General features: G+C 59.4%; 27 protein-coding genes, 1 tRNA gene and 2 pseudogenes. 14 read left to right on the forward strand and 16 right to left on the reverse strand.

Features of this window, described 5'->3' with window-relative positions; translation table 11 throughout:
- Positions 1 to 224, forward strand: a pseudogene (locus PL599_RS22150) (cation transporter); the annotation flags it as partial.
- Positions 225 to 261: 37 nt separating this feature from the next.
- Here PL599_RS22150 and PL599_RS22155 read toward each other — a convergent pair.
- Positions 262 to 1,131, reverse strand: a complete 870-nt coding sequence (locus PL599_RS22155; protein ID WP_269824393.1) for a DMT family transporter — start codon at positions 1,129 to 1,131, stop codon at positions 262 to 264.
- Positions 1,132 to 1,192: 61 nt separating this feature from the next.
- On the opposite strand from PL599_RS22155, the gene PL599_RS22160 reads away from it, so the two are divergent.
- From PL599_RS22160 to PL599_RS22170, 3 genes are all read left to right on the forward strand, one after another.
- A complete protein-coding gene (locus tag PL599_RS22160; protein WP_142912469.1) occupies positions 1,193 to 1,819 on the forward strand; it encodes a TetR/AcrR family transcriptional regulator in 627 nt (208 codons plus the stop codon).
- Between the two features lie 353 nt (positions 1,820 to 2,172).
- Positions 2,173 to 3,837 (forward strand): electron transfer flavoprotein-ubiquinone oxidoreductase, encoded by a 1,665-nt coding sequence (locus PL599_RS22165; RefSeq protein ID WP_077982995.1) that lies wholly within the window; start codon positions 2,173 to 2,175, stop codon positions 3,835 to 3,837.
- Positions 3,838 to 4,177: 340 nt separating this feature from the next.
- The gene (locus PL599_RS22170; protein WP_080791061.1) at positions 4,178 to 4,921 is read left to right on the forward strand and encodes a pentapeptide repeat-containing protein; all 744 of its coding nucleotides are present in this window, start codon (positions 4,178 to 4,180) and stop codon (positions 4,919 to 4,921) included.
- Between the two features lie 77 nt (positions 4,922 to 4,998).
- Here PL599_RS22170 and PL599_RS22175 read toward each other — a convergent pair whose 3' ends face one another.
- Positions 4,999 to 6,015, reverse strand: a complete 1,017-nt coding sequence (locus tag PL599_RS22175; RefSeq protein WP_269824392.1) for a zinc-binding alcohol dehydrogenase family protein — start codon at positions 6,013 to 6,015, stop codon at positions 4,999 to 5,001.
- Positions 6,016 to 6,118: 103 nt separating this feature from the next.
- Here PL599_RS22175 and PL599_RS22180 point away from each other — a divergent pair, with 103 nt between their 5' ends.
- Together PL599_RS22180 and PL599_RS22185 are read left to right on the forward strand one after the other, a co-directional pair.
- Complete coding sequence (locus tag PL599_RS22180) at positions 6,119 to 6,508, forward strand: winged helix-turn-helix transcriptional regulator (RefSeq protein ID WP_077982633.1); 390 nt, start codon at positions 6,119 to 6,121, stop codon at positions 6,506 to 6,508.
- A gap of 120 nt (positions 6,509 to 6,628) precedes the next feature.
- Positions 6,629 to 7,465: an undecaprenyl-diphosphate phosphatase gene (locus PL599_RS22185; RefSeq protein ID WP_077982632.1), complete on the forward strand. Its 837-nt coding sequence runs from the start codon at positions 6,629 to 6,631 to the stop codon at positions 7,463 to 7,465.
- Between the two features lie 65 nt (positions 7,466 to 7,530).
- Here PL599_RS22185 and mgtE read toward each other — a convergent pair whose 3' ends face one another.
- Together mgtE and PL599_RS22195 are read right to left on the reverse strand one after the other, a co-directional pair.
- Complete coding sequence (mgtE, locus tag PL599_RS22190) at positions 7,531 to 8,904, reverse strand: magnesium transporter (RefSeq protein WP_077982631.1); 1,374 nt, start codon at positions 8,902 to 8,904, stop codon at positions 7,531 to 7,533.
- Between the two features lie 283 nt (positions 8,905 to 9,187).
- Positions 9,188 to 10,432 (reverse strand): MFS transporter, encoded by a 1,245-nt coding sequence (locus PL599_RS22195; protein WP_271359880.1) that lies wholly within the window; start codon positions 10,430 to 10,432, stop codon positions 9,188 to 9,190.
- A 235-nt stretch (positions 10,433 to 10,667) separates the two neighbouring features.
- Between PL599_RS22195 and PL599_RS22200 the strand changes: the two genes are divergently transcribed.
- From PL599_RS22200 to PL599_RS22210, 3 genes are all read left to right on the forward strand, one after another.
- Positions 10,668 to 11,576, forward strand: coding sequence for a diacylglycerol/lipid kinase family protein (locus tag PL599_RS22200; protein ID WP_142912472.1), 909 nt, complete (start codon positions 10,668 to 10,670; stop codon positions 11,574 to 11,576).
- Between the two features lie 146 nt (positions 11,577 to 11,722).
- On the forward strand, positions 11,723 to 13,099 hold the full coding sequence (locus tag PL599_RS22205) for an aspartate aminotransferase family protein (RefSeq protein WP_269824391.1): 1,377 nt from the start codon (positions 11,723 to 11,725) through the stop codon (positions 13,097 to 13,099).
- A gap of 59 nt (positions 13,100 to 13,158) precedes the next feature.
- Positions 13,159 to 13,629 (forward strand): OsmC family protein, encoded by a 471-nt coding sequence (locus PL599_RS22210; protein ID WP_269833779.1) that lies wholly within the window; start codon positions 13,159 to 13,161, stop codon positions 13,627 to 13,629.
- Positions 13,630 to 13,632: 3 nt separating this feature from the next.
- Here PL599_RS22210 and vapC read toward each other — a convergent pair whose 3' ends face one another.
- The 7 genes from vapC to PL599_RS22245 form a co-directional block, all read right to left on the reverse strand.
- A complete protein-coding gene (gene vapC / locus PL599_RS22215) occupies positions 13,633 to 14,022 on the reverse strand; it encodes a type II toxin-antitoxin system VapC family toxin (RefSeq protein ID WP_003524104.1) in 390 nt (129 codons plus the stop codon).
- Complete coding sequence (locus PL599_RS22220; protein ID WP_269824389.1) at positions 14,019 to 14,249, reverse strand: type II toxin-antitoxin system VapB family antitoxin; 231 nt, start codon at positions 14,247 to 14,249, stop codon at positions 14,019 to 14,021. The genes vapC and PL599_RS22220 overlap by 4 nt, the downstream gene beginning before the upstream one ends.
- A gap of 66 nt (positions 14,250 to 14,315) precedes the next feature.
- Positions 14,316 to 15,821 carry an AMP nucleosidase gene (gene amn, locus PL599_RS22225; protein ID WP_269824388.1) on the reverse strand — a complete coding sequence of 502 codons (1,506 nt, stop codon included), beginning with the start codon at positions 15,819 to 15,821 and terminating at the stop codon, positions 14,316 to 14,318.
- Positions 15,822 to 15,926: 105 nt separating this feature from the next.
- The gene (locus tag PL599_RS22230) at positions 15,927 to 16,103 is read right to left on the reverse strand and encodes a hypothetical protein (RefSeq protein WP_269824387.1); all 177 of its coding nucleotides are present in this window, start codon (positions 16,101 to 16,103) and stop codon (positions 15,927 to 15,929) included.
- Positions 16,104 to 16,114: 11 nt separating this feature from the next.
- On the reverse strand, positions 16,115 to 16,297 hold the full coding sequence (locus PL599_RS22235) for a hypothetical protein (RefSeq protein WP_162520419.1): 183 nt from the start codon (positions 16,295 to 16,297) through the stop codon (positions 16,115 to 16,117).
- Positions 16,298 to 16,445: 148 nt separating this feature from the next.
- The gene (locus tag PL599_RS22240) at positions 16,446 to 17,042 is read right to left on the reverse strand and encodes a hypothetical protein (RefSeq protein WP_271359881.1); all 597 of its coding nucleotides are present in this window, start codon (positions 17,040 to 17,042) and stop codon (positions 16,446 to 16,448) included.
- Positions 17,043 to 17,205: 163 nt separating this feature from the next.
- Entirely contained in the window at positions 17,206 to 17,544 is a 339-nt protein-coding gene (locus PL599_RS22245) for a DUF2147 domain-containing protein (RefSeq protein ID WP_077982624.1), read from the reverse strand.
- A gap of 578 nt (positions 17,545 to 18,122) precedes the next feature.
- Between PL599_RS22245 and PL599_RS22250 the strand changes: the two genes are divergently transcribed.
- Positions 18,123 to 18,386 (forward strand): SEL1-like repeat protein, encoded by a 264-nt coding sequence (locus tag PL599_RS22250; protein ID WP_003524109.1) that lies wholly within the window; start codon positions 18,123 to 18,125, stop codon positions 18,384 to 18,386.
- A 125-nt stretch (positions 18,387 to 18,511) separates the two neighbouring features.
- Here the strand turns inward: PL599_RS22250 and PL599_RS22255 are convergent, their stop codons facing one another.
- From PL599_RS22255 to PL599_RS22265, 3 genes are all read right to left on the reverse strand, one after another.
- Positions 18,512 to 18,640 (reverse strand): hypothetical protein, encoded by a 129-nt coding sequence (locus tag PL599_RS22255; RefSeq protein WP_269824385.1) that lies wholly within the window; start codon positions 18,638 to 18,640, stop codon positions 18,512 to 18,514.
- A gap of 49 nt (positions 18,641 to 18,689) precedes the next feature.
- Positions 18,690 to 19,802 carry a pyridoxal phosphate-dependent aminotransferase gene (locus tag PL599_RS22260; protein WP_269824384.1) on the reverse strand — a complete coding sequence of 371 codons (1,113 nt, stop codon included), beginning with the start codon at positions 19,800 to 19,802 and terminating at the stop codon, positions 18,690 to 18,692.
- A 158-nt stretch (positions 19,803 to 19,960) separates the two neighbouring features.
- Positions 19,961 to 20,308: a hypothetical protein gene (locus PL599_RS22265; protein WP_269824383.1), complete on the reverse strand. Its 348-nt coding sequence runs from the start codon at positions 20,306 to 20,308 to the stop codon at positions 19,961 to 19,963.
- A 306-nt stretch (positions 20,309 to 20,614) separates the two neighbouring features.
- On the opposite strand from PL599_RS22265, the gene PL599_RS22270 reads away from it, so the two are divergent.
- Together PL599_RS22270 and PL599_RS22275 are read left to right on the forward strand one after the other, a co-directional pair.
- Positions 20,615 to 21,832, forward strand: a complete 1,218-nt coding sequence (locus PL599_RS22270) for an NAD(P)/FAD-dependent oxidoreductase (RefSeq protein WP_271359882.1) — start codon at positions 20,615 to 20,617, stop codon at positions 21,830 to 21,832.
- 7 nt (positions 21,833 to 21,839) lie between these two features.
- On the forward strand, positions 21,840 to 22,640 hold the full coding sequence (locus tag PL599_RS22275; RefSeq protein WP_077982620.1) for an aldolase/citrate lyase family protein: 801 nt from the start codon (positions 21,840 to 21,842) through the stop codon (positions 22,638 to 22,640).
- Between the two features lies 1 nt (position 22,641).
- Here PL599_RS22275 and PL599_RS22280 read toward each other — a convergent pair whose 3' ends face one another.
- Entirely contained in the window at positions 22,642 to 22,818 is a 177-nt protein-coding gene (locus PL599_RS22280) for a hypothetical protein (RefSeq protein WP_162854288.1), read from the reverse strand.
- A gap of 89 nt (positions 22,819 to 22,907) precedes the next feature.
- Entirely contained in the window at positions 22,908 to 23,249 is a 342-nt protein-coding gene (locus tag PL599_RS22285) for a hypothetical protein (protein ID WP_077982618.1), read from the reverse strand.
- A gap of 162 nt (positions 23,250 to 23,411) precedes the next feature.
- Here PL599_RS22285 and PL599_RS22290 point away from each other — a divergent pair.
- Together PL599_RS22290 and PL599_RS22805 are read left to right on the forward strand one after the other, a co-directional pair.
- Positions 23,412 to 23,502: transfer RNA gene (locus PL599_RS22290), tRNA-Ser, on the forward strand.
- 693 nt (positions 23,503 to 24,195) lie between these two features.
- A pseudogene (locus PL599_RS22805) lies at positions 24,196 to 24,304 on the forward strand (porin); the annotation flags it as partial.

A 24,304-nucleotide genomic window follows, 5' to 3' on the forward strand; every position in this document is an offset into this window, starting at 1 on the left:
AGACGGTGGAGAAATTCGGTTTCTCCTCCCACTATTCCTATGTCGCCCGTGTCGGCCGCGGCCGTCAGATCGAACTCTTTTTCATCGTGCCGAAAAACTGGCCGCCCCGGCGTCTGGAGGAGTGGGACGCGATCCGCGACGAGATCGGCGATGCGCTGGGCGGCGAGGGGAGCGACCGCTGGCTGACGATCATGTTCACGACGGATGAAGAGTGGGCGGTTTGAGTGTGGGCGGAGCCGCCAGTTCCGGTAAGATTGTGTTTCATGGTGCTGTCGCGGCTCTGCGACCTCCCGCCAGATACCAGGCGACAGCAGACAGCACGATAGCGCCTCCCGTCAGAACGAGGGGCGACATTTCTTCGTTATAAAAGAGCCAGACCCACACTGGCCCGAGGATGACATCCAGCATGGAAAGCAGTCCGGCCTCCCCGGAGTTCATACGCCGGGACCCTTGGAGCAGAAGTATATAGCCGAGTGCTGTGGTTAGGACGCCGTAGAGGGCGCAGGCGATGATCTGCGTCGGAGCTGGAATCGCAAACTGCATCAGCGGCAGCGCGATACACAGACAGGTCAGAGCGCCAAGAGCGGTCATCAGGGTGGCGTCCATGTCAGGGAAGCGCTTTGCGATGACGATTTGCGTGGCGCATCCCGTGGTCATGATGAAGGCGGCAAAGATACCGAGCATGTCCTTCTGTGATACCGCCGCGCCGACCGAAATGAATACGCCGACGAAAGCCGCACAGCCAGCGATGACGAAACGATGGGTAACCCGATCCCGCAGGCAAACAAAAGCGATTCCGGTCACAACAAAAGGTAGTGTCGCATAGATTGTCATGACGTTGGCGACGGTCGTCCATCGCAAGGACGCGATATATGTGATCGCCGCAATTGCAGATACCAAGCATGCCGCAACGCCGGGCAGACCGAATGACATCGACGACCGTTGCCTGACGATCTTGTTTCGAAGCAGAAGAAACGCCCCGAGAGTCAAGAAGGTGAAGGCGGAGCGCCACGCCACCATCGACCATACGTCCATATCCGCCATGCGGACGAACAGCCCCGCTGTACTCCATAAAACTGCGGAAGCTGCCACAAGATATATGCCTGTATAACGGTCGTGTGCTAAACTCATATCGGCATCGCTCCCAGGAGGTAAGTATGTGTAATCAGCAATGTAGACGATCGGTCTAGTTATGAGTGGTCAATCTGCGACGCGCACGCGTCTCATTTCGGAGGGAATGCGCCAGCTGCTAGCTCATGGCTATGAGGGGGTGGGAATCGGTCCGGTTCTGAAGGAAGTGAATGTCCCAAAAGGGTCATTCTATTACTTCTTTGCGAGCAAGGACGACTTCGTGGTGGCGGTTATCGATGCCTATGAGCAGAAATATGCGCGGATCAGGGAAAGACTTTTTTCTGATACCTCTCTGCGCGCTTTGCAGCGCCTATCGGTATATTTTGAAACGCTCGAACTGGAGCTTAAGCAAGACGGGCCTTATGCAGGCTGCCTTTACGGGGTCATTGCGCAAACTGCTGCGGGCCGCAGCGCTCTGGTTCGGGACGCGCTTGTCACTTCATTTCGGCGATGGGAGACGAGTATGCGCGAACTGCTCATGCAAGCCCAATATGAAGGCGACATCGCCGGCGATGAGGACATCTCGGATCTATGCGCATGCATCATCGAGGCGTATGAGGGCGCACTCATTCGCGTGAAAGCCACGGGCGATATTGGCGCTCTCACGCGGTTTCGCACCAGGGGGTTGAAAAGGCTGATGGCGCAGATCCAGTGCGATGACCGCTTGTTGTCCGGCAGGGACGCCTGATTGACCGCGCTCAGGGTGGCGCCGAAGTCCAGGGTTAAAGATCTGCCTTTGCGACCTCTCGTTTCGAGAGGTTAAACCGATCACGCTTGACGGCTGGAAGGGCAATGCTTATCCTTTTTATTACGTGAACGTAAAGGTAATAAATCAATCATCAGGTTGTCTGACAATTGACTGGCTTGCGACATGTTTTGCCGCTATAGAAGCTCGACAAAGGCGTCCTGCTTTGCGAAGACAGGCGCTGGCGAGTGCGGTGTCGCGGATGGCTTTTTGACCGGCGCAGTCGATGCGCCAGGAATGCCGATAAGCGGATATAACAACAGCCGGATGGGACCGGCGATGCGGAGAGGATGGACATGACGGAAGCGATGGAACTGCCGGAACGCGAAGCGATGGAATTCGACGTTGTGATCGTTGGCGCTGGTCCTGCGGGCCTTGCCGCGGCGATCCGGCTGAAGCAGGTAGAGCCGGAGCTTTCGGTTGTCGTTCTCGAAAAGGGTGCCGAAGTCGGCGCGCATATTCTTTCCGGTGCCGTGGTCGATCCGATTGGCATCGACAGGCTGCTGCCGGGCTGGCGCGAAGAGGAGGGGCATCCCTTCAAGACCGAAGTCAAGGATGATCAGTTCCTGTTTCTCGGACCGGCCGGCTCCATCCGCCTGCCGAATTTCATGATGCCGCCTTTGATGAACAATCACGGCAATTACATCGTCTCGCTTGGGTTGGTCTGTCGCTGGTTGGCGGAAAAGGCGGAAGGGCTCGGCGTCGAGATCTATCCGGGCTTTGCCGCAACCGAAGTGCTTTATAATGAGCAGGGCGCCGTCATCGGCGTCGCCACCGGCGATATGGGCATCGAGAAGAATGGCGAGCCGGGTCCGAACTTCACCCGCGGCATGGAGCTGCATGGCAAATATGTGCTGATCGGCGAAGGTGTGCGCGGTTCGCTCGCCAAGCAGCTGATTTCCAAATTCGACTTGTCCAGAGATCGCGAGCCGCAGAAATTCGGCATTGGCATCAAGGAACTCTGGCAGGTCAAGCCGGAGAAGCACAAACAGGGCCTCGTGCAGCATTCTTTCGGCTGGCCGCTGGGTTTCAAGACCGGAGGCGGTTCGTTCCTTTATCATCTGGAAGACAACCTCGTTGCCGTCGGCTTCGTGGTGCATCTCAATTACAAGAACCCCTATCTTTATCCTTTCGAGGAATTTCAGCGCTTCAAGACGCATCCGGCCATCCGCGAGACCTTCGAGGGCGGCAAGCGCATCTCCTATGGTGCGCGCGCCATCACCGAGGGCGGCTATCAGTCGGTGCCGAAGCTCACTTTCCCGGGCGGTGCGCTGATCGGCTGTTCCGCCGGGTTCGTCAACGTGCCGCGCATCAAGGGCAGCCATAATGCGGTGCTGTCGGGCATGCTGGCGGCGGAAAAGATCGCCGCAGCCCTTTCCGCCGGCCGCGCCCATGACGAGGTTTCCGAGATCGAGGCCGAATGGCGTGAGGGCGATATCGGCAAGGACCTTAAGCGGGTCAGGAACGTCAAGCCACTCTGGTCGAAATTCGGCACGCTTGTCGGCGTCGGCCTTGGCGGGCTGGACATGTGGACCAACCAGCTGTTCGGTTTCTCCTTCTTCGGCACGCTGAAGCACGGCAAGACGGACGCGCAGAGCCTCGAACCGGCCTCGAAGCACAAGAAGATCGATTATCCAAGGCCTGACGGCGTGCTCACCTTCGACCGCCTGTCCTCGGTGTTCCTCTCCTCCACCAACCATGAGGAAGACCAGCCGGTGCATCTTCAGGTGAAGGACATGGAGCTGCAGAAGCGATCCGAGCATGACGTCTTTGCCGGTCCCTCGACCCGTTATTGCCCCGCCGGCGTTTATGAATGGGTGGAGAAGGACGGTGAGGAGGTCTACGTCATCAACGCCCAAAACTGCGTTCACTGCAAGACCTGCGATATCAAGGATCCCAACCAGAACATCAACTGGGTGCCGCCGCAGGGCGGCGAGGGGCCGGTCTACGCCAATATGTGATGGCGATTACGGCCGAAGCCTTCTCTTCCGTCATGCTCGGGCTTGTCCCGAGCATCTGCAACGGTTTGATTTTACGATACGTGGATGGATCCTCGGGACAGGCCCGAGGATGACGTCGAGCGTGTTGGGACCGGTTGCGAGGTCGGGTCCCGTCCGGCATGATCGGCGTCTACGGCCCGCTCCCCCTCAGTATTTGTGGATTGCCCTTCGATTTCTTACATATAGGATGTTGGGGTGTTGCATGGTCGCGCGGCCCGTGGATTGTGGTTCAGCGATGCGGTAACGCCTTGAATGTGCATATGGCCCTAAGTGCCGTCGCCCGACGACAGGGAGTGAAAGAATGTCCGGCTTTCAAAGGCTGAATATCGTGCGGAAGACAGGGTTCGGCGCCGGTTTGGCGACGCTTGCGATGATTGCCGTTTCTTTCAGCGGCGGTCCGCTGGTGGCCGCAAGCTGCCGCACCGACGCCATGGCCGGCATCGACTGGCGCGAATGCAACAAGCGTCTGTTGATGCTGGGCGACAGCAATCTCGATTCGGCAATGCTCTACGGCACGGATTTCACCTATACCGACCTGCGCGGCTCGTCGCTCAAGGGCGCCAATCTCGAAAAGGCGAAGCTTATTCGCACGGCCCTCGGCGGTGCGAACCTGCAGGGCGCCAATCTGACCAAGGTGGAAGCCTATCGTAGCGATTTTTCCGCCGCCGACGCCACCAATGCCAAATTCATCAATGCTGAAATGCAGCGAACCAAATTCGAAAAAGCCAAGCTGGACGGCACGGACTTCACCAAGGCCGAACTTGGCCGGGCCGATTTCGAGGGCGCCTCGCTGAACGGCTCGAAATTCTCGCTGACCAACCTGTCACGGGCCCGTTTCGGCGGCGCCAAGCTCGGTGGCCCGGTGGATTTCACCAGTGCCTTCCTGCTGCTGACCCGGATTGAAGGGGTCGATCTTTCCATGGCCACCGGCCTTGATCAGAAGCAGATCGACATTGCCTGCGGTGACGCCAAGACCAAATTGCCGAACGGTCTGACTGCGCCGGCCTCCTGGCCGTGCCCGGAAGAGCCAGACGACGACGATTGACAGGAAAAGCCGCGGGACCTCGATATATCACTATAAGCGGAAGAGAAGCGCCCGCAATGCGGACGCTTCATTGGTCGTCAGAAGCCGGAAAGCACGATCTTGCCCTTGGCCTTGTTGCTCTCGACCAGCGCATGCGCCTTGATGAGATTTGCGGCATTGATGGTGCCGAAAACCTCGGTCAGCGTCGTCTTGATCTTGCCGGCATCGACAAGCCCGGCCACATGGTTCAGCAGTCTGTGCTGTTCGATCATGTCAGGCGTCTGGAAGACGGCGCGGGCGAACATCATTTCCCAATGGATGGACACGCATTTACGCTTGAAGGCCATGACGTCGAAACCGCCGGCCGGATCGTCGATCAGCGCGAAACGGCCCTGCGGCGCGATGGTCGCCACGCTGTCGGCGGCATGAATGTCGCTATGGGTGGTGGAGAAGACAAAGCCCGGCGCACCTAGCCCGAGCGCCTCCACCTGCGGGGCAATCGGCTTGCTGTGATCGATGACGTGATGCGCGCCGAGTTCCTTCACCCACGCAACCGTCTCCGGCCGTGAGGCGGTGGCAATGACGGTCAGATCCGTCAGCGCCCGCAGAAGCTGGACGGCGATGGAGCCGACGCCGCCCGCGCCGCCAATAACCAGCACGGCGTTGGCCGCACCCGCAACCGGCTCTTTCACCCGCAGCCGGTCGAACAGCGTCTCGTAAGCGGTGATGGCGGTCAGCGGCAGTGCGGCGGCTTCCTCGAAATTCAGCGATTTTGGTTTTGCACCGACGATGCGTTCATCGACCAGATGGAACTCGCTGTTGGAGCCGGGGCGGTTGATGACACCGGCGTAGAACACCTCGTCGCCGGGCTTGAACAGCGAGACCTTGTCACCGACGGCTTTCACCACACCCGCCGCATCGAAGCCGAGCACGCGCGGTTCACCGTTTTCCGGCGGCTGGTTGCGGCGCACTTTGGTATCGACAGGGTTTACCGAAACGGCCTTCACCTCCACCAGAATATCATGCCCATTCGCTTCCGGCTGGGGCAGGTCGATATCGATGAGGGCGTCTTTCGCCGTGATGGGCTGGTTCGTCCTGTAACCGATGGCGCGCATGAACAGTCTCCTTTGCTTGTTTGCGTGCCTCTTACTTGATACATATGAACATCGATCGCAAGAATGCACATTTTGTGATGATACATACAAAAAGGATACTGTGATGTCGCGACCGCGCGCCAAGCTCACCGGCAACTTTCCCGGCTGCCCGGTGGAATCGACCTTGAGTTTTCTCGATGGAAAATGGAAAGGCGTGATCCTCTATCACCTCATCAATGAGGGCACCCTGCGCTTCAACGAGCTGCGCCGCCATATTCCCAGCGTCACCCAGCGCATGCTCACCAAACAGCTGCGCGAGCTGGAAGAGGCCGGCCTGATTTCCCGCACCGTTTTTCCGGTGGTGCCGCCGCGTGTGGACTATGCGCTGACGCCGCTTGGCGAGACCATGAGGCCGGTGATCTCGGCCCTGAAAAGCTGGGGCGATGCCCATATCGTCTGCAAGAACGGCGCGAAATATACCCGTCTTCCCGAGATGAAGGAAAAGGCCGCCTGAAAAATCACGGGTAAAAGCGCACCCCGCCGCGCGCCTTTTTTATGGTGCGATGCAACATTTATTTGCCCTGATTGATGCATAATGCTGCGATCTCGATTCGCAGCAGGGACATCAGCACACATGAGCATCGGTTGGTTGGAGGCCGCATTTCTCGGCCTTTTGCAAGGGCTTACGGAATTTCTTCCGATTTCTTCAAGCGCGCATCTACGCATTGCCGGGGAGTTCCTGCCCTCCGGCGCGGATCCGGGAGCCGCCTTCACCGCGATTACACAGATCGGCACGGAAATGGCGGTGCTGGTCTATTTCTGGTCCGATATCATGCGGATCGCTGCCGCCTGGCTCAGGCAAAATCTTCGCCTTGGGCCATATGACAAGGCTGATGCCCGGCTCGGCTGGTTGATTATCGTCGGCTCGGTGCCGATCGTGTTTCTGGGGCTGTTCTTTAAGGACGCGATCGAACATTCGCTGCGCAACCTTTACATCACCGCCGTGATGCTGATCGTCTTCGGCATTGTCCTTGGCCTCGCCGACAGGATCGGCAAAAAGCGCTACAAACTGAACCAGCTGATCTGGCGCGACGGCATTCTCTTCGGTTTCGCGCAGGCCATGGCGCTCATTCCCGGCGTCTCGCGCTCGGGCGGCACCATCAGTGCCGGCCTGCTTTTAGGCTATACCCGCGAGGCGGCGGCCCGCTATTCCTTCCTGCTCGCCGTTCCCGCCGTCTTCGGCTCCGGCTTTTACCAGCTTTTCAAAAGCATCGGCGAGGACAATCCGGTCGGCTGGGGTCCGACGGGGCTGGCGACATTGATCGCCTTCGTGGTCGGTTATGCCGTGATCGTCGTCTTCCTCAAGCTCGTCTCCACCAGGAGCTACATGCCCTTCGTCTGGTACCGCGTGGTCATAGGCTTTATTCTGCTTGGACTGTTGGCAACGGGCGTCATCAATGCCGGCGGTTGATCAGTGCTGACGCGTGCGTATACCCAAATGAGTAGGCCCGCTCCTCCGAGCGGGCCTTTCGTCTTTTAGAGCAACGTACCGCTGAGGATCACCAGCGCTACCGAGAAGTAGATGACGAGGCCGCTGACATCCACCAGCGTCGCGACAAAGGGGGCGGACGCGCTGGCGGGGTCGAGCCGCAGGCGTTGCAGCACGAAGGGCAGCATCGAGCCGGCCAGCGAGCCGAAGGTCACGATGCCGACGAGGGCTGCGAAAACGGTGGCGCCGACCAGCAGCCAGTGCTCGCCATAATCGTAAAACCCGGCCTGCTGCCAGAGGCTCAGGCGCAGGAAGCCGATGGCGCCCAGAATGCAGCCGAGCGTCAGGCCCGTCGGGATTTCCCGGAGCAACACCCGCCACCAGTCAGAAAGCTTCAACTCGCCGAGCGCCAGCGCCCGGATGATGAGCGATGTGGCCTGCGAACCGGAGTTGCCGCCCGAGGACATGATCAGCGGAATGAACAGCGTCAGCACCACGGCCTTTTCCAGCTCGCCTTCGAAATGCTGCATGGCGCTGGCCGTCAGCATTTCACCAAGGAACAGGGCTGCGAGCCAGCCAGCGCGCTTGCGGATCATGTCCGGAAAGCCGATCGTCATATAGGGCTTGCCCAGCGCTTCCATGCCGCCGAATTTGTGGGCGTCTTCCGTCGTGTCGGCGATCATGGTGTCGATCACGTCATCGACGGTGACGATGCCGAGGATATGCGAGCGGTCATCGACGACGGGCAGCGCCAGCAGGTCGTGCTTGCGGATCAGCCGGGCGACATCCTCCTGCGACATTAGCGGGCTTGCATAGGCAATGCCTTCTTTCGACGCGACGGAAAGGATGGAAGCGCCGGCTTGGCCGGTCAGCAGGCGGCGCAGCGTCACGACGGTGGAGAGCGTTCCGTCCTCAGCCAACACATAGATGGCATAGACCGTTTCACGCGAGCGCTCGACGACGCGGATGTGCGAAAGGGTCTGTTCCACCGTCCAATTGTCCGGCACGCTGACGAATTCCGTGGTCATGATCGAGCCGGCGGTACGCGGCGGATAACCCATCAGGTGCTGGATGGAGAGCGCCGTCGTGCGGTCCAGCCGGGAAAACAGCTTTGCCCGCGGCTCTTCGGCCATTTCCGCCATAACGTCGGCCACACGGTCGTCGGACATCAGGTTGACGAGGCGGGCGGCCTGTTCGACCGGAAGATCGGCGATGATGGCGGCGGCGCCATGCAGTTCCGGCCGGTCGAGAATGGCGACGGCCTTTGCCTGCGGCATGGCGAGGATGGCGGTTACGGCCTCGGCGACATCCAGCGTATTAAGGTGCTCGACGCGTTCGGCAATGGTGGTGGAGCCGGAGTTTCCGCTACGAAGAAGACGTGCGGCCTTGCTGGCCCTCTGGGAGAGGTTGTGGAAGTTCATGATTGCTCACCTTTCCGTCGATTCGCCGATCACGGCGAACGCGGTGGTGAGCCGACAGCGGTCGGATCAGTTCACGTTCGCCGGTCTCGGCAAAGGCAATCGACTGCTACTGTCGCTAGACATCCAATGATGCTCCGTTGAAATCCGCGCAGTGCCTGATCGGCATGCGCGTAAGGCCGTGTTGCGCCTGAAACCGAAAAGAGTCAAGCGCCTGATTGTGAAATTTCCGCAAGGGTCCGTACCGCGGCAGGAGGCGGTGGTGCTGGCTGTTAAAAAGGCGACCTCAAGCCGCCTTTTCACACCGCTCGACAGTGACCGAAACAAGGAAAACGCCAAGCCCGAGCAGGGAAAGAACCGCGCCCACATAACCGGTGGAGGCGTAGCCGAAACCCATGGCGATGACGAGGCCGCCGAGCCAGGCGCCGAGCGCATTGGCGATGTTGAAGGCGGAGTGGTTGGAGGCGGCGGCCAGCGTCTGCGCATCCTGCGCCACATCCATCAGCCGCGTCTGCACGGCCGGACAGGCGGCGAAACCGCAGCCGATCAGGAAGACGCAGAGGCAGAGCATGAAAGGATTGTCCGCCGTCATGCCGAACACCGTCATGACAAGCACGTTGAAGGCAAGCATGCCGCCAATCGTGCCGTTGAGCGAGATATCGGCCAGCCGCGAGCCGACCACATTGCCGACATTCATGCCGATGCCGAACAGCGCCAGCACCATGGAGACGGTGGAAACCGGCATCATCGCCACATCGGTGGTGGTCTTGGCGATATAGCTGAAGACCGAGAACATGCCGCCGAAGCCGACGGCGGCGATGGCGAGCGTCAGCCACACCTGCACACGGCGGAAAGCGCCGAGTTCGCGCCAGACGCTGGCGCCTTCCTCCACCCGATCACGCGGCTGGAAGAACCAGAGCAGCGCCACCGTCAGAAGTGCGATGCCGCCGACCAGCATGAAGGCCGCACGCCAGGAAAGCAGCTGGCCGAAGAAAGTGGCGAGCGGCGTGCCGAGCAGGGTGGCGATGGTGAGACCGAGCATGACGCGGCCAACGGCGCGGGCGCGCTTGTGGATCGGTGCCATGGAGGCCGCCACCAATGCCGCAACCCCGAAATAAGCGCCGTGCGGCAGGCCGGTGATGAAGCGCAGAACGGTGAAGCTCAGGAAATCCGGTGCTACGGCGCTCAAGATATTGCCGGCCGCAAAAAGCCCCATCAGGCCGAGAAGCAGGGTGCGGCGCGTCATGCGCGCAGCGAGAACCGCGATGATCGGCGCGCCGATGACGACGCCGAGCGCATAGGCCGTGATGACATAACCCGCCTGCGGAACGGTGACGCCATAGGTGGCGGCGACGTCGGGAAGCAGGCCCATGATGGCGAATTCGCCGGTGCCGATGCCAAAGCCGCCGGCGGCAAGCGCCAGTTCGATGAGCGCGATGGCAAGCGGGGAGAGGGCCACGGCAGGGGCGGCCGTATAAACGGCTTCATTCTCCGCGCCAAGGCGGGCTTCAGAGAAATTCGAGTGGCTCATCGTGACCTGAAAAGCGGGAAGGGCCCACAGAAAAAAGGGCAAGACCGTATGGGAGCGGTCTGCCCTGACTGGAGATGCGCGGTCATGAAAATGACCTTAAGTGATCCCTAACATGAAATGATGCGTTGCGGTAGAGCGATTCTCGGCAAAAGAGCATCTTCACGCGATGGTGTTCGGAACCCTATATAAGGTCAGGCATTTACGCGCGGCTGCCTTGTTGGATCGGGTTGGAAACATGAAGCTCATTGCAATTTTCAATCGTGACGGTGGCACGTTTCGCACCACAGGCATGGAGGCCTATTGCGACCATGCCCGCGAGGTTTTCAGCCGCGCCGGCCACGCCATCGAGTGCCGCCTGGTCTCCGGAAAGGATATCGTCGAGGAAATGGAGCGCGCCGCCGATGAGCCGGGCATTGAAGGCATCATCGCCGGCGGCGGTGACGGCACGATTTCCGCAGCGGCGGCCATCGCCTGGAAACACGGCATCGCGCTCGGTATCGTGCCGGCCGGCACCATGAACCTCTTTGCCCGCTCTTTGAAGCTGCCGCTCGATATTCGCCAGGTGCTGGAGACGTTGGCGCATGGCGAAGTTGCCAGTGTGGATATCGCCAGCGCCAATGGCCGCCTCTTCGTTCACCAGTTTTCGGCTGGCCTGCATTCGCGCATGGTGCGCTACCGCAACAATCTCGCTTTTGCCTCCCGTCTCGGCAAGATCAAGGCAAGCATCCGCGCCGCCATCAGCGTTATCCTCAATCCACCGGTGTTCGAGGTGGAATATACCGTGAATGGTGAAACCCAGTACCGTAAAGTCTCGGCCATCTCCGTCTCCAACAACGAGTTCGGCCAGAACTCGCTCCTGGTGGCGGACAATGTTTCCGGCGGCCATCTCGGCTTTTACCTCACCGATCCGCTACGCCCTTCGGGCGTTGCAAAACTCGCCTTTGACATTTTGCGCGGCAAGCTCAAGGAGAACGACGCCGTGACGGCCATGACCTCGACTGATGTGGAGCTTCATTTTCCGAAGAAACGCCACGACGTGCGATGCGTGATCGATGGCGAATTGTTGCCGATGGAACGGGATGTGGCTCTCAAAGTTCATGCGGGCGAATTGAGGGTTCTGGTGGGGCGGTCGTTTTTCGCATAGCGCAACCGACTGTGAATCGAGCGATCACCGCTTGTCCAAGCCGCCTCGCTGAAAAAACGTCAGCCTTGCCAAATCGAAGCCGCCCGGCCATGTTCGGCGGGCGTGACGGCGTGAGCGCCGTTGCCTTTATGGGAGTGCAATCTGTCATGACTGAAATCTCCAAGCCGATGTCCAATCTCGCCGCCATCGATGCCGCCCATCACCTCCACCCTTTTTCCGACATGGGCAAGCTCAACGCCGCCGGCACCCGCATCATCGAGCGCGCCGAAGGGGTGTTCATCTATGACAGCACCGGCAAAAAATATCTCGACGCCTTTGCCGGCCTTTGGTGCGTGAATATCGGTTACGGACGCCGCGAGATCGCCGATGTCGTACAGCGGCAGATGAATGAGCTGCCCTACTACAACGCGTTTTTCGGCACCACCACGCCGCCCGCCACACTTCTGGCGCAGAAGATCGCTTCGCGCGCCGGACCGAAAATGAACCATGTGTTCTTTACCAATTCCGGTTCGGAAGCCACCGACACCTGGTTCCGCATGGCGCGGATCTACTGGAAGGCGCTCGGCCATCCGACGAAGACCAGGGTAATCGCGAGACGCAACGGCTATCATGGCTCGACCGTGGCAGGCGCTTCGCTCGGCGGCATGAAATGGATGCACGAGCAGGGCGATCTGCCGATCGAGGGCGTGGCCCATATCGGTCAGCCCTATTGGTATGTCGAGGGCGGCGATCTTTCGCCGGCCGAATTCGGCCTGAAGGCGGCGCGCGAACTGGAGGCGAAGATCGATGAACTCGGCGAGGAAAATGTCGCCGCTTTCGTGGCCGAACCCATTCAGGGCGCCGGCGGCGTCATCGTGCCGCCGGAAACCTACTGGCCGGAAATCGCCCGCATTTGCAAGGCGCGCAACATTCTTCTCGTCTCCGACGAGGTGATCTGCGGTTTCGGCCGTCTAGGTTCCTGGTTCGGTTACCAGCATTTCGGTGTGGAGCCGGATTTTGCTCCCGTCGCCAAGGGCCTGTCTTCCGGTTACCTGCCGATTGGCGGCGTCATCGTCTCGGATCGGGTGGCGGAGGTCATGCTTTCCCAGGTCGGTGACTTCAATCACGGTTTCACCTATTCCGGCCATCCCGTCTGCGCCGCCGCCGCCCTGGAAAACCTCCGCATCATTGAGGAGGAAGGACTGGTGGAGCGGGTGCGCGACGATATCGGCCCTTATTTCTCCGAAGGCTGGAAAAGCCTGACGGATCACGAACTGGTGGGCGAGGCGGTGAATATCGGCCTGATGGGCGGCCTGCAGATAACGGCCGACAAGGCGACGCGCCGGCGTTTCGCCAAGCCGGACGATATCGGAACCGCGGTGCGCAACCATTGCCTGGCCAACGGCTTGGTCATGCGCGCCACCGGCGACCGTATGCTGGCCTCACCGGCACTGACGATCAGCCGCTCGGAAGTGGATGAGATCATAGAAACGCTGCGCAAAGGGCTCGACCACCTGCGCGATACGCGGGTGCATTTCCAGTAAAACCGCGTAGCGGTTTTACATCCGGAAAAGGCGACGAAAAACTCTTAGGGAGAACTAAAATGGCAGGACAGGAACATCATTACGCCGTGCAGGTGAAATGGACCGGCAATCGCGGCAAAGGCACGTCGGGTTACCGCGATTATGAGCGTGACTACACGATTTCCACGGCAGGCAAGGCGGATATCGCCGGCTCCTCCGACCCGGCCTTCCGCGGCGATCCCTCTCGCTGGAACCCGGAAGACCTGCTGGTCGCCTCGCTCTCGGCGTGCCACAAGCTCTGGTACCTGCATTTCTGCTCCGTCAACGGCATCATCGTCGAAGACTATGTCGACAATGCCGAAGGCACGCTTGTCATGGAAAAGGATGGCGCGGGGCAGTTCAGCGAAGTGGTGCTGAAACCGGTCATCACTATTTCGAAGGGTGATCCCGCCCGGGCGGATGAGCTGCACCATGATGCGCACGACAAATGCTTCATCGCGCGCTCGGTGAATTTTCCCATCCGCGTGGAGGGGACGGTGAAGATGGTTTGAGGCTCACGCCAGTCGCAGACCGAGATGATCGGCCATCGGCTGAAAGTCTCGGTCATTTTGCAACAGCTTGTGCCCGTGCTCGATACAGTAGGTACCGATAATGAGGTCGTTGCTTTTTCTGATCGTATAGCCGCGCTCCCGCAGGAAGCGGTAATTGGCGGCGGCCTTGATGGCGAGCTGGGGCGACATCATCGCGACGCAGGGAAATTCGCCCAGCATCTGCTCAAGTCGGCGCGCATGATGACCGTCACGCGCGCCTCTAAGCACCTCAAGAAGAATGATGTCGCCGATCAGAATTTCGCCCTGCGCCATTAAGGCGCGAAACTTGGCGGAGAGGGTAGGCGCGTCTTTTCGAATAAATGAAATCCAGGCAGAGCTATCTGCTACGATCATTTGGTGTTCTTCACGTCCCAGTCCGTCTCAGCATCCCAATCCGTCCGCATCTCGTCCAGATCACCTTCCCAGCCCATGCCCTCCAACGCGTCGAGGGCACGCATCTGACGATGAATGCGCACCAGATCGCGCAACGCCTTTTCCACCGTTGCCCTTTTCGTCGAGAGGCCTGTGATTTCCATCGCTTCGGCGATCAAGGCGTCGTCAAGCTCAATATTCGTGCGCATGGAAAAATCCTTGGTGTATCGATTTTTGAAATCATACACCAAGGCAGGCTTTCGCGACAGCTGTTTTTACTGGAACGCCGTCTCGTAAAAACTTCTGAGCTTGCGCGAATGCAGCGTTTCCGTTGGCATGGCCGCAAGCTTCTGCACGGCGCGAATGCCGATTTGCAGATGCTGGGCGACCTGCGTGCGGTAGAACTCCGTCGCCATGCCCGGCAGTTTCAGTTCGCCATGCAACGGCTTGTCGGAAACGCAGAGCAGGGTGCCGTAGGGCACGCGGAAGCGGAAACCGTTGGCGGCGATGGTGGCCGATTCCATGTCGAGCGCAATGGCGCGCGACTGCGACAGGCGCTTGACGGGGCCGGCCTGATCGCGAAGCTCCCAGTTGCGGTTATCGATGGTGGCGACGGTGCCGGTGCGCATGATGCGCTTCAGCTCGAAGCCCTCGTAGCCGGTAACTTCTGCCACAGCGCCTTCCAGAGCCAGTTGCACTTCGGCGAGAGCCGGGATGGGCACCCAGACCGGCAGGTCGTCGTCGAGAACATGATCCTCACGCACATAGGCATGGGCCAGAACATAGTCTCCCAGCCGCTGGCTGTTGCGCAGGCCGGCGCAATGGCCGACCATCAGCCAGGCATGCGGGCGCAGCACGGCGATGTGGTCGGTGATCGTCTTGGCGTTGGAAGGGCCGACGCCGATATTGACGAGCGTGATGCCGGCATGACCCTTTTTCTTCAGGTGATAGGCGGGCATTTGCGGCAGCCGCGCCAGTGTCATATCGGTTGTCGGCCTGTCGGAACCGGCAAGCGTGACGATATTGCCCGGCTCCACGAATTCCGTATAACCTTCACCGCCGTCGGCCATCAATTTCCGCGCCCAGGCGGCGAATTCATCGATATAGAACTGGTAGTTGGTGAACAGCACGAAATTCTGGAAATGGCTGGCGCTCGTTGCCGTATAGTGGCTGAGGCGGGCCAGCGAATAATCGATGCGCTGTGCGGTAAAGGGCGCTAGCGGCGCCGGTTCGCCGGGCACCTGATCATATTCACCATTGGCGATGAGATCGTCGGTATTGTTGAGATCGGGCGTATCGAAAAGATCGCGCAGCGGCACGTCGGAGAGCGAAGACGCCGCCGCCGCCTCGACATAGGCGCCTTCGCCGAAGGCGAAATGCAGCGGAATGGGTGTGGCCGATTCCGACACCGTTACCGGAACGCCGTGGTTCTTGATCAGAAGCCCCAGCTGCTCTTTCAGGTAGTGGCGGAAAAGCTCAGGGCGGGTGATCGTCGTCGTATAGACGCCGGGGGCGGTGACATGGCCGTAGGAGAGACGCGAATCGACATGGCCGAAGGTTGCGGTCTCAAGGCTGACCTGCGGGTAGCAGGCGCGGTAACGGCCGTTAATCGGCGCACCCTTGGCGAGTTCGGTAAAGGAGTTGATGAGGAACGCCGTATTGCGTTCATAAAGCGCGGTCAAAGCCGCCACGGCTTCTTTCGGATCCGTGAATGTCTGCGGCGCGAAAGGCTCGGGGCTGATGAAGGTGAGGGGCGGAATCGTTCGTTTTGCTATTGTCATGGCCCATTATAAGAGGCCAATTTCGACAGGCAAGCGACAGAAATACGAAGAAGCTGAAAAGAAACGCGAAAATGCAGTTCGAATAACTGTGGGGCGGTAGAAATTTCAGCCGAGCGCGCCGCGCTGCAGGCTCATCAGGAGTACGAATCCGGCGCTCTTCGAGGCCGGGCGGGGATCGGCCTTGTAAACCGCAAGTCTGGCCACCGGGCCGAGAAAGATCGAGGCCATCAGCATCAGCCGCAGGGCGGAAAACAGGCCGTTGGAGAAGCTTGTCGTCATCATCAAATCCCTTCTTACAGTACGACGGGGCAATTGGCGGCGGGCGCAGGGCTGTGCTGGCAGGCAATTGCCGCACCGGCATTCACCCGCTGGAAACTGCGGTTGGGATTAACGACGAGCGAGGCGAAGGACATGGCGAAGATCGCCATGAGAAACGCGAAGATTGCCAGTCGGCTGATCAGCTTTGTCATGCCCATTCCCCTTTATTGGAGTTGATGGACAGAGTTTTGCCACACTCGGACTGAACGGACCCTGAGGTCCCGGTTCATATGGTGTTCAGGGATGTTAACGGGTGGTGACATGGTGGATTGATGCCACAGTGGCGCTGGAGCACCCGCTTTTCGATCAGGGCAGAGGGGCTTCCGCACGCGCCGCAAGATCGGTCAGCAGGGTCTCGAATGCCCGAGGCTGGCTCACATTGACAACCGGCACGCGGTGCTCCTGCGCGGATGCCAGCATGTCCGTGTTTTCCCGCAACGAACGCTCGATGAAGGCGTCGATGATCCGCCGCTTCTCAGCCGCTGCATCTTGATAGCGGGCGTGAGAGCGCATTCTCTCGAGAAGAAAATCATTGCCGGCATGGAGAAAGACACCGGCGACCTCGTCGCCGAGCAGGGGCGAAATCAATTCCGGCCGCAGGGCCGCGCCCTCGAAGATTGCGGGCGTGCCGGTGCCTGACCTGCTGTCGATCATCGTGCGGATCGATGGCCAGATGTTCTGATGATGTATCTTGAGAAACCAGTGGATCGTTTCCGCCGAGAGCTGCGAGTAATATTCCTCCACTTGCACCGGAACGCGCGGCCATGGCCTTCCCGGATGGCGGGCGAGACTGTCGGTCGATATTGCCTCGCAACGCAGCCTATCGCTCAACAGGCCCGCAAGGGTGCTTTTGCCGACATGCGAAGTGCCTGCGATCAGGATTGTCGAAAGGATGGGGCGCATGCGTCGCTCTCGTTGGTGTCGGGCGCAACAATACATCAACGGATATATGGCTTCCATGCGGCCTGCGCCCGCAGGTTCGGGCGAAGTCCTTGGGCGGCGCACCGCACCGTCAGCCGTAGGGTCGCAAGCGGCAGGACAGAAAGCCCACCCGCCGCCTTGTCGATTACAGCCGCGTCCAGGTCTGCGATTTGCACAAAACCTTCAGTACGCAACCCTTCATGCTCAGCGAATTGCCGGAAACGGTGCCGGAGCCGCTATAGGTCTTGTCATTGGCAGGATCGGTGATCTCGCCGGAATAGCTGTTTCCCTTGCCGGAAAGCTTGCCAATCTGTTTTCCGGCATGCTTGCCGGTCTTCAGCGTCACGCAGAAAGCGCCGCCGCAGGGGCCGATCACGGCGGTTTCGCCGCTGGCCGTCTTCCAGTTGCCCTCAATGGCTTCTGCGGCAAAGGCAAGGTTGCTGCCCATCAGCAGGGCAGCGGTCATCATCATCACACGCTTCATGGAAACTCCTCCGTTCACGTCGCGCTGGTCTTTGCCCGTTCATCCTCCGCACGGGCAGGCGGATAGTATTTGACGTTAACGTAAAAGGAAATAGAAATTTGCGTCCATTGCACGGCATTTGCGACGTTTGAAAGCGAAGAAAAGAGGAAAACAGAAAATCGGTGTTTGGATCGTGGTGAACGAAGGGTTTAAATCCAATTCTAAACTTTTCGTAAAATTCGCCGCAAAGTCCTTAATTTCCGCACCTCGTGATATTTAACGAAAACCCAATTTTACCAATCGTTTGCAGTTTGTTTGCGGCCCATTAATCATGCCTTTTAAGCGGGTGTTGAAGGCCCGGTGGCATAGTGAACTCATCAAAAGCGCAGGGAAAACCTGCCGGACGGAAGGGCAAAAAAGCCGCAAAAGACGGCGGGTCCGGACGATAGCCTCGGCAAGAAGGCAATGATGAAACAGGCGAGAGCATTCCAGCAAAAGTGCGAAGCGGTTTTGCGTCGGGAAATGCGAAAAAACAAAGAGACAGAGCGCTTCGCTTTTTGACGAAAAGCGGAAAGCTCTGGACGACAGGGATAAAAACGATGGCACGCTTTGAAATCCGCGATATCGAAATGGCTGCCGGTGGCGAAACCCGCGCCGACACTCTTTGCAATCTCGGCCTGGTCTATGCGACCGGCCGGGGCTGCAAGGTGGACCTGATCGCAGCCCATAAATGGCTCAACATCGCCGCGATCCGCGGATCGGAAAGAGCCGCTTCGCTGCGCGCCGATCTCGCCCGCAACATGACGAAATCGGAACTGGCCGAAGCGCTGCGCGCTGCCCGCGACTGGATGACGATGCACTGATTGACCCACGCCATCATTGAGATTTCCGGTCCGGTTCCCTCCAGTCCCGATGACCGGCGCAAAGGAAAGTAAACCCGAAGGGGAACGCGGCGAGGGCTTTGAAAACAAGCTTTTGCGCTGACACATCAAACCGCGACCGGCAGGAACAAGGCCGGCGCGGTTTTCTTATGTTTGGCGATGTCCGTTGCCGGAAAATGATTCGCGGGCAGGAGCTTGCGGGAGGTTGTTGGTTCGATGCGTGCAATGCGGCGCATTCTCCAACCTCATTCCTGTAACAGCCACAGAAACGAGAGTGGGGGGAGTTTACCCGATCGTCTTGAGAACCTTCGGCAGCGCTTGCTCGAAAAGATCGAGCTTGTCAGTCGGCCCCACGCTCACGCGAATGCAGCGGTTGAGCGGCGCAACGCCCGGCATGCGGATGAAGACGCCGTGCTCCATCAGCCCATCAACGATCGCGCGGGCATAAGCGCCGTCGCGGTGGCAATCGATGGTGACGAAATTGGTGGCGGAGGGGAGCGGTGATAGGCCGTTATCTCGGGCAATTGCCGAAATGCGCTCACGGGCGTCAGAAATTTTACCAACGACTTCATGCAGATAGGCTTGATCTTTCAGTGCCGCCAAAGCGCCGGCGATCGAAATGCGTGCCATGCCGAAATGGTTGCGAATCTTGTCGAAGGCTTCGACATTGCCGAGCGTGCCGATGGCGTAACCCACGCGCGCACCCGCAAGCCCATAGGCTTTCGAGAAGGTGCGCATGCGCAGGATGTTCGGCTGGCCGATCAGCGCGTCGATGGCCGGCACGGCGCTGGCCGGCGCGGTTTCGCAATAGGCTTCATCCAGAATGAGCAGGCAGGTTTCCGGCAATGCGCGGGCGAAGGCGACGACTTCGCTCGCTTCCCACCAGCTTCCCATCGGATTATCAGGGTTGGCGAAATAAACGAGTGGCGCATTTTCCCGGATGACGAGATCGAGCAGCCCGTCAAGATCTTCGTGATCGTCGACATAGGGCGTGGTTATGAGTTTCCCGCCAAAACCGTTCACATGGTAATTGAAGGTGGGGTAACCGCCGAAAGAGGTGACGACAGGCGTGCCCGGCTCGATGATCAGCCTGGCGATTTCTCCCAGCAATCCATCGACGCCGCCGCCGATGGCAATATTGCCGCGCGAGACGCCATGGTGGATGGCGAGCGCTTCCTTCAGCTCGAAATTTTCCGGATCGCTGTACATCCATGTCTCTGCTGCCGCATCACGCATGGCCACAAGCACGGAAGGGGCAGGGCCGAAGCCGCTTTCGTTTGCGCCGATACGCGCTTCAACCTTCAAGCCGCGGTTCCGCTCGATGGCCTCCGGGCCAACGAAGGGAACGGTGGAGGGTAGCGAGACGGCGAGGGGGGTAAGGCGTGAAAAAGCGGACATTGGCTTCAGAGTTTCCGGTATCTGTGTTTAAAACCCGGCTCACAATAGGTCCAAAAAAACCGGACGCAAGGCGCAGCCGGTTGCGGCATGACTGTTTTGGAACAGAATTTTACGTCCCGGTGAGGGGACGGAAAAGCCATCGGCCTATCGTGCCGGGGTCACGCGTTGGTCTCGAAGCTCAGGCGTCGCACATGGTGCAGGAACTCCGCATCGATCAGCATATTGAAGCCGATCGTCACTTTTTCCTCTTCGCGCCGGATCAGCGTGCAGCCGATCTCATCGCGGATACCGAGAATTTCCAGATAGAAATTGGCCGGCATTTCCAGATCGGGGCTGACATCCAGTTCCGCGCCGTAAAGGGAAATGGTCCGCACCAGGCAGCGCATAGTGTCCTTGGCGCTGAGATGATGCCCGATGAAGGTGATCTTGCCGGGCCGGTCGATCTGAAATTTCTCGTACATCTCGTCCTGGGGGACGTTCAGACGGGGATCCATATGCAAAGCCATGACAACCTCCCGGATTGCCTCTTTTGATGCCGATTTTAACGCCGCTTCCTTGCCAGGGCATGAAGGAAATGCAAGCAATTGTCTGTTGTCTGTATCGATCTCAACCAGTCTTCCCATCGGAAGCCGATGTTTCCACTATGGAAATGCGTTCGGTCTCATCCGGTTGCAGTCTGTGCTGATACTGCGTCACGCTTGCACGGGGCTGGTGTTGACTGGGGCCGTACTTGGCGTTACGCCTGAACCTTGCAATATCGCATCGCGGGGCCCGGCAGGACCGGCGCTTCGTGATTCTTCTGGGAGTGGACTGTGACGGGAAGGCTGGTAATCGTCGGGGCGGGGCAGGGCGCTTTCGCGCTGGCGTCGAAGCTTCGGGCGCTGAAGGATGAGCGCCCCATCACCATCATCGGTTCCGAAGACGCCTATCCCTACCAGCGGCCGCCGCTCTCCAAAAAATACCTCCTCGGCGAGATGAGCTTCGACCGGCTGATGTTCCGGCCGGAGGAATGGTACGCGGAGAACAATGTCGATATGCGGCTTTCCACCTTGGTCGAGGAGATAGACCGCTCAGCCAAAACCCTGCGCATGCAGGACGGCGGCACGCTTTCCTATGACCGGCTGGTGCTGGCGACCGGGGCGGCTCCCCGGCTGCTGCCCGCCAGCATTGGTGGCGATCTGGAAGGCGTCCTGACCGTTCGCGACAAACGCGATGCCGACCGTCTGATGGAGGAGATGAAGCCGGGCCGCAGGCTGCTGGTGATCGGCGGCGGTTATATCGGCCTCGAAGCAGCGGCCGTCGCCCGCAAGCTCGGCCTCGAAGTGACCTTGATCGAAATGGCCGACCGTATTCTCCAGCGCGTGGCGGCGAAGGAAACCGCCGATATCATGCGCGGCATCCACCAGGCTCACGGCGTTTCCATTCGCGAAAAGACCGGCCTTGTGCGCCTTGTCGGCATGGATGGCCGGGTGGCCGCTGCCGAACTCTCCGACGGCTCGACGCTGGATGTGGACTTCGTGATTGTCGGCATCGGCGTAACACCGAATGACCGCCTCGCTCGCGAATCGGGCCTCGACGTCGGCAATGGCATCGTGGTGGACGACCATACCCGCACCTCCGACAGCGCCATTCATGCGGTGGGCGACTGCGCGCTGCTGCCTTGGCGCGGTCAGCATGTGCGTCTCGAATCGGTACAGAACGCAGTCGATCAAGCTGAGGCGGCCGCTGCCGTGCTCACCGGGGCTGCAACCGCCTATGATCCCAAGCCATGGTTCTGGTCGGATCAATATGACGCCAAACTGCAGATCGCCGGCTTCAATCTTGGTTACGACGAGACGATGCTGAGGCAAGGCGCGCGTGAGGGCAGCTGGTCCGTCTGGTATTTTCGCGATGGGCGATTCGTGGCGGTGGATGCCGTCAACGACGCCAAGGCCTATGTCGCGGGCAAGAAACTGCTCGATACCGGCGCGGAGCCGGATCGCGCCATCCTGGCGGATGCTTCCGCCGATCTGAAATTACTGCTTTCCTGAGGACATCATGCCCGCTCCCGAAAACCGTTTCAAAACCGCCATCCATGCCGGCAAGCCGCAGATTGGCCTCTGGCTCGATATGGGCGAGGCCATCACGGCGGAAATCGCCGGCACTGCGGGTTTTGACTGGCTGGTGATTGACGGAGAACACGGGCCGAACGATCTGCGCAGCATCATCGATCAGCTTCGCGCGCTTGCCACATCGCCCGCCGAGCCGGTGGTGCGCGTGCCGGTCGGCGAAAGCTGGATGATAAAGCAGCTTCTGGACGCGGGTGCGCGCACGCTTCTCGTGCCTATGGTCGATTCGGCCGATCAGGCGAAAGATCTGGTCAGTGCCATGCATTATCCGCCGCGCGGCATTCGCGGCATGGGGGCTGCCGTCGCCCGCGCTTCCGCCTTCAACACGATAACCGATTACGCCGACAGCGCCTCGGACGGCGTCTGCCTGCTGGTGCAGGCCGAAACGCGTGCGGCGATCGACGATCTCGACAATATTCTTGCGGTGGAAGGCGTGGACGGCGTCTTCATCGGCCCGGCGGATCTGGCGGCGGATATGGGTTATCTCGGCAGGATAGACGAGCCGGAAGTGCAGACGGTGATCGAGGCAGCCATTGTCAAGATCGTCAAGGCGGGCAAGGCCGCCGGCATTCTCACCTTCAACGAAACCTACAATCGCCGCTATCTCGAACTCGGCGCTTCCTTCGTGGCCGTCGGCGCCGATGTAACGGAATTCGCCAGCACCCTGCGTGCGCTATCGGCCCGTTACAAGGGCGGGGCAGCACCTGCGCCATCGCGGTCGGGATATTGATTCAGTCGTCGTTGCTGGCGTTCAGCTTTTCCGGCGGAATGCCTTCTTCGCCGGAGGCGAGATAACCGCCGTTGATAAGGGCGGCGCGAACGATGCGCTGGATGGCCTCATCCCTGTCGATGCCGTGATCCCTCGCAAAATCCGACAAAGCCGTTTCAAGATCGTCGCTGAACCGCATATTCGCCCCCATTCATCCCATTTCAAATCAATACGAAAAGGCAAGGCGGGATTGACCCGCCTTGCCCGAATTTTAAGCCCGTGCGGCCATCAGCGCCAGCGATAAAGGCTTCCGTTCGACGAATTCTGCTGCGTGCTTGTGCCGACCGCATAACCGATTGCAAAACCGAGTGCGCCAACGATCGTCAGCAGGGAGGTTGCCGTGCCGGGATTCTCCTTGACCGCTTCGACGACATGCTGGCCCTGGGCGCGCACATTGTGGGCCGCCTTGCGAACGCGCCCGCGCGCCTCATCCAGAAATTCGGATGCATCTTCGCCCACGCCTTCCGCGCGGGCCGAGACGGATTTAGAGAGGGATGCGATCTGCGAACGCAGCTCCGCAATCTGGTTTTCGATCGTGTCTTCGACAACATTCAGTTTGGTCTGAGCCATTAGAACACCTCTTTTGTTACCGAAGCCAGAACGTGCCGGCCTGCAAGAAGTTCCCGAAAGGCCCGCAAAGTTTCGCGGCGGTATGTTCAGCCAACAGGTTTTTGTGCTTCTTGGCGAAAAAGCCTTGCAATCATTTTTTTTACGCAATAATCAGGCCGCACCGGAGAGGTGGCCGAGTGGTCGAAGGCGCTCCCCTGCTAAGGGAGTATACGTCAAAAGCGTATCGTGGGTTCGAATCCCATCCTCTCCGCCATTTCGGCGCAAGACCGGAAATTCCAGCCCGCCCGATCCTTCACTTCAAGACAGCTGCCGGAGCGCTTTGGCGACTGTCGCCGCTTGTCACCTGTTCTTCCGTCCGTTTCGAATTGGCGCGCGCAACAAATCGGCTGCTGCCGATCATGAAAGCCAATTGTCGAATGCGACGCCGCCTCATCACATCAGATACCCCGAGCGAATAGACGCGATCGATACGACGTTTGTCCCTCGAATCGTTGCGTGGGGAATCGGTGTCAAACGGCTTGGCTTTTCCCTAGTCTCTCCACGCGCGCTGTGAGGGTGTGTCAGATGCAGGGGTGTAAGGATGCGACGGTTTCCACCTCTCTTGCCCGACGAGGCAAGGTTTCTCCGAAAAAGCCGGCAGTTTGTAAATATCTCGTTAATCTAACTAACTAACGGATTTTCAAGCAATTTCTTAACGCATGGTAAAGCCGCCTGCGGGTTGGCTGCGCATGGTGTGTTGTTTCCGCAACAAATCGAAATGAAGCATATACGTAAATGCTATTTATCGGATGTTGGCGATTGCATGCGGCGAAACCTTTTGTATTTTCACCACCAGAAGCGAGGCGGTGGATCGTTTGGCTTCTAAGAACACGGGAATGGGGCAGGGAATGCTGTCCTTCAGCGAAAGTACCCAGACCCACTTAAAAACTTTGACTGGAGGTCAACCATGAACATCAAGAGCCTTCTCATCGGCTCCGCTGCGGCTCTCGCAGCAGTATCCGGCGCACAGGCCGCTGACGCTATCGTCGCTGCTGAGCCTGAGCCCATGGAATACG

The sequence above is a fragment of the Agrobacterium sp. ST15.16.055 genome (assembly GCF_027956555.1).
GTDB classification, from domain to species: Bacteria; Pseudomonadota; Alphaproteobacteria; order Rhizobiales; family Rhizobiaceae; genus Agrobacterium; species Agrobacterium salinitolerans.